Source organism: Nocardia sp. NPDC004722 (assembly GCF_053601505.1).
Genome location: NZ_JBSGBY010000681.1, coordinates 1 through 4,299 on the forward strand (window position 1 = coordinate 1; position 4,299 = coordinate 4,299).

The following is a 4,299-nucleotide window of genomic DNA, read 5'->3' on the forward strand; positions in this document are numbered from 1 at the left end:
CCGCCCGAGCACCGCGTCGCGGACGCTGCCGCCGACCAGATACAGCTGATGCCCGTGCTGGGCGAACAGTTCACCGAGTGGCGTCAGCACATCCGCCGCGCCGCCGCGCGGTTAGCTTTCTGCAACGCGTTCTAGTTGCAGGAGGGGTTGTCCATGCCCAGAACACAATTCGTCGCCGCACCGCCGCCGGGCAGTGAGCTGAAGCGCATCAGCGGGCCCACGACGAACTGGATCAGCCAGCTGCTGCGGCAGCGGCGCGATCCCACCGGGGCCGCCCTCGCGGACGAGGCCAGCTACGGGCCGGTGTACGTGCTGAACATGTTCGGCGACAAGTGGATCATCGCGGGCGGCCCCGACGCGGCGGCGCGCATCCTGATGAACAAGGAGCGGGTGTTCGCCAACGGTCCCGCCTGGACTCCCTTGCAGGGCCCGTTCTTCGACCGCGGTCTCGTCCGGCTGGACTTCGAGGAGCATCGCGGCCACCGCGCGATCATGCAGCAGGCTTTCGGGCGCGCCGCGCTCACCTCGTATCTGAAGGATATGCGCGAGATCGCCGACCGCCACCTGCGCACGCTGCCGGAAGGCGGTGTGGCCGAGGGTAATCCGGTGCTCATGCACCAGCACCTGCAACGACTGACGCTCGACATCGTGCTGGAGGTCTTCATGGGCGCGCGGCTGCCGCGCGCGGAGGCCGAGCGCATCTGCGGGGCCACCATGGACATCCTCCAGGCCGGTGGCGCGATGGTGCGCGTCGCTGTTCCGGGTAACCGCTGGTGGCGTGGCATGCGGGCGCGAAAGACCATGGCGGCGTTCCTGGCCGAGCGCATCGTGGCCGCGCGCGCGAAACCGGGCACCGACCTGCTGTCGATGCTGTGTCAGGCCGCCGGTGAGGACGGGGATCGGTTCACCGTCGAGGACATCGTCAACCACATGATCTTCCTGCTGGCCGCCGCGCACGACACCACCACGACCACGCTCTCGGGAGTCGTCTACAACCTGGCGAAGTACCCGGAGTGGCAGAAGCGGGCGCGGGAACGCTCACTGGAGCTGCCGTTCGAACTCGGCTACGACGAACTGGCCGAGCTGACCGAACTCGACTGGATCATCAAGGAGACCACCCGGCTGTGCACGCCGGTGCAGATCTTCCCGCGCGCGGTGCAGGAGGACACCGAGGTGTGCGGGTACTTCGTGCCCAAGGGCTCGTTCGTGGTGGTGCCCATCAGCGTCAACCACCGCCGCCCCGACATGTGGTCACGCCCGGAGGAATTCGATCCGGAACGGTTCTCCGACGAACGTGCCGAGCACAAGGCGCACCGGGTGGGCTGGGCCCCGTTCGGGGCGGGCGCGCACAAGTGCATCGGTCAGCATTTCGCGGGACTCGAGATCAAGACGATCGTGCACCAGCTGCTGCGCGGCTACGAGTGGGAGGTTCCGCAGGACTACGTCATGCCCCTGGATATGAGCGCGACGCCGCTGCCGAAGGACGATCTGCCCGTCACGCTGCGGCGTCGCTGACCCGAAAAGGGCTCTCAGCCCAGGTATTCCGATTCGAGTACCCGGTCCTTGAGCAGGGTCTGGTACTCGATGTGGGTGTCGTGTTCGATGGTGCGCCAGGTGGTGCCCTCGGCCTCGCGCATGTATCGCAGGTAGTCCGGTGCGCCGGGGATGCGCATATTGTCGGCGACCACCAGCGATCCGGCGTGCAGCCATCCGGCCGCGAGAATGGTCTTCAGGTCCGCCAGGTACGCGGACTTGTCATGATCGACGAACACGAAATCGACCGTCCCCGCGGTGATTCCGTGCTCCTCGCCGAGCCGCCGCACGGTCTCGCCGCCGTCGCCGATGGTGCCGACCACCACCGTCACCCGCTCCGCCAGTCCGGCGTGCGCGATGATGTCGCGGGCCACCTCGGCATTGGCGGCACTGAACTCCACCGAGATCAGCCGTGCGCCCTCGGGCATGGTGTGCGCGGTGCGGACCGCGCTGTAGCCGATATAGGTGCCCAGTTCCAGGAGCAGCGTGGGATTCGCGCGCCGGACCGCGGCATCCAGCAGCAGGCCCTTCTCGTCGCCCACGTTCACCAGGTTGCTGCGGGTGCGGGCGAAGGTGTCGATGGCCGCGAGCACGCTCTGCGGATTGCCCCGCTCGGCGGTCGCGATCACGTGATCGCGGACGGCGGCTTCGCGGCCGTCGCCGAATTGCCCGGTGCGCGTGAAGTTTCCGAGCCCCCGCACGGTGCTGATAGCGGTGCGAACCGGATAGACCACCCGTTCCCGCAGGACCGCCCCGATCGATGTGCCGGCCATGAATACCCCTTTGCTCACGTAGACAGCTACGCGATTATGCCGAACTGGAACGTGTTTCGCTTCCGGGGGTGGGATCGTCGGGCAGCACGACCGTGCGCAGCAGCCGCCGGGTGCGGTCGGGCGCGGGCGCGTTCGCCATCCGGGCGGCGACCACCCGGCCCAGATCGGCGGCGAATTCCGCGAATTCGGCCTCGTTGAGCCACAACCCGGCCATCCGGTAGCCGACACCGTCACGGACATAGTCGATGTCGTCGCGGGTGAGGTAGCGGTCGAAGTCGGCGACCAGTCCGGCGACGAAGGCCATGAAGGCGCGATGCTGATCCTCGACGCTGGCCTGCGCGAGCGCGTCGGGATCCACGTGGGTGGCGGCGGGGCGCAGCCGGTAGGTGCGCTCGACGGTGCCGCGCACGCGGCGCTCGGTGACCACCTCGAGCACCTGTGCGTCGACGAGTTTCGCGACGTGGCGGTAGAGGCTGCCCGGGGGGACGTCGCCGAGTTCGGTCTTGAGTTCGTTCGTGGTCCGGGTTCGGTCGCCGAGAAACGCCTGCACGATCCGCAATCGGATCGGGTGCAGCAGGAGTTCGACGGAGTTCACGGAATCGACCCTAACAGCTTTACTTCCATCCTTGATAATGTTCACAATAGTGATAACAATCGCTGGATCGTTCGTCGGAGAGGAATCAGGTGTCGAACATTCCGGTCGCCGCGCTGGTGCCGTTGGTCGTGGTGGCAGTCGGGTTCGTGGGTTTCTGTTGGTACGACATTGCTCGGACGCGGGTGAAGTACCTGCCGAAGTGGGCGTGGGCGATCGTGTGCCTGATCAGCATTCCGCTGGGCGGCATCGTCTACCTGGTGATCGGGCGCGACACCGGCTTCGCCCGTGAGTGAGCCGTCGGTCGAGGTCACCGGCGTGTCCGTGCGGTTCGGCGACTTCCTGGCCTTGGACGAGGTCGACTGGAATATCGACGGCCACGGCGTCATCGGACTGATCGGGCTCAACGGCGCGGGCAAGACCACGCTGATCCGCACTGCGCTCGGATTGCAGGCGGTGAGCGCGGGCGAGGTCCGGGTGCCGATCGGCCTGGGCGCGGTCGGATACTGCCCGGACACACCGGGTTTCGAGCCGTGGCTCTCGGCCCGGGAAGTGCTGGAACAATCCCTCGCCATCGGACCGGCCCGCGGTCCGGGCTCCTGGACGGTCGATGCCGCGCTCGTCGCGGTCGATCTGGAACGCCACGCCCACCGCCGCGCGGGCGGCTTCTCACGGGGCATGTTGCAGCGCTTGGGAATCGCCGCGGCACTGGTCCGTGAACCCGAGGTGCTGATCCTCGACGAACCCACCAGTGCCCTGGATCCGGAAGGGCGGGCCGCCGTGCTCGCGCTCATCCGGCAACTGGGGGAGCGGATGACGGTCGTGTTCTCCAGCCACCTGCTCGCCGATGTCGAGGACCTCGCCGACCGGCTGCTGGTGCTGCACCGCGGGCGCGCCGTATTCGCGGGCACGACAGCCGATTTCCTCGCCGCGCACACCAGCGAACCCGCATTGCGGATCGCCCTGGCCGGTGGCGGGGTCATCGAGGCGGAACCACCGGGGTGGGGTCCCGCGCTGACCGAGGCCGCCGCCCGCAGCGCGGAGATCGAGGACATCCGGATCACGCGGCCGACCCTCACGGACGCGTTCTTCACCGCGATAGGGGAGCGGCCATGAACCGCACGGTCTTCCGCGTCGAGTGGTACCGATGGGTGCGCACCCGCCGCCTGCTGGCGCTGCTGGCCGCCTTCGTGCTGTTCGGATTCGTCTCGCTGCTCGGCGAGAAGTATCTGCCGGACCTGATCGGGCAGTCGGCCGATATCAAACTACTGCGAGTGCCCGATTGGCGAGACGGCTTGCAGCAGTACATGAAGAACACCGGCCTGCTGGTCGCCGCGATAGCCATGATCCTGGCCGCACAGACGAGCGCCGTGCGGGCCACCGAGCCGATCGGCATCTACT

6 protein-coding genes are annotated in these 4,299 nt (G+C 67.7%); 4 read left to right on the top strand and 2 right to left on the bottom strand.

Going from position 1 to position 4,299, the window contains the following annotated elements:
- Positions 1 to 153 precede the first annotated feature (153 nt).
- Entirely contained in the window at positions 154 to 1,515 is a 1,362-nt protein-coding gene (locus ACWELQ_RS39630; RefSeq protein ID WP_452402143.1) for a cytochrome P450, read from the top strand.
- Positions 1,516 to 1,529: 14 nt separating this feature from the next.
- Here the strand turns inward: ACWELQ_RS39630 and ACWELQ_RS39635 are convergent, their stop codons facing one another.
- Both ACWELQ_RS39635 and ACWELQ_RS39640 read right to left on the bottom strand, forming a co-directional pair.
- On the bottom strand, positions 1,530 to 2,306 hold the full coding sequence (locus tag ACWELQ_RS39635) for an O-methyltransferase (protein ID WP_452402144.1): 777 nt from the start codon (positions 2,304 to 2,306) through the stop codon (positions 1,530 to 1,532).
- A 34-nt stretch (positions 2,307 to 2,340) separates the two neighbouring features.
- Entirely contained in the window at positions 2,341 to 2,901 is a 561-nt protein-coding gene (locus tag ACWELQ_RS39640) for a helix-turn-helix domain-containing protein (protein ID WP_452402145.1), read from the bottom strand.
- Between the two features lie 89 nt (positions 2,902 to 2,990).
- Between ACWELQ_RS39640 and ACWELQ_RS39645 the strand changes: the two genes are divergently transcribed.
- The 3 genes from ACWELQ_RS39645 to ACWELQ_RS39655 all read left to right on the top strand — a co-directional run.
- Complete coding sequence (locus ACWELQ_RS39645) at positions 2,991 to 3,194, top strand: PLDc N-terminal domain-containing protein (RefSeq protein ID WP_452402146.1); 204 nt, start codon at positions 2,991 to 2,993, stop codon at positions 3,192 to 3,194.
- Entirely contained in the window at positions 3,187 to 4,014 is an 828-nt protein-coding gene (locus tag ACWELQ_RS39650) for an ABC transporter ATP-binding protein (protein WP_452402147.1), read from the top strand. Before ACWELQ_RS39645 ends, ACWELQ_RS39650 begins: the two co-directional genes overlap by 8 nt.
- Positions 4,011 to 4,299: hypothetical protein (locus tag ACWELQ_RS39655; protein ID WP_452402148.1), on the top strand; the 289-nt coding region annotated here is incomplete at its 3' end. The genes ACWELQ_RS39650 and ACWELQ_RS39655, both read left to right, overlap by 4 nt.

What these genes read in the sequence shown, in the direction of transcription:
- ACWELQ_RS39630 (WP_452402143.1), top strand. Translation starts at nt 154, where the DNA reads ATGCCCAGAACACAATTCGTCGCCGCACCGCCGCCGGGCAGTGAGCTG.
- ACWELQ_RS39635 (WP_452402144.1), bottom strand. Translation starts at nt 2,306, where the DNA reads ATGGCCGGCACATCGATCGGGGCGGTCCTGCGGGAACGGGTGGTCTAT.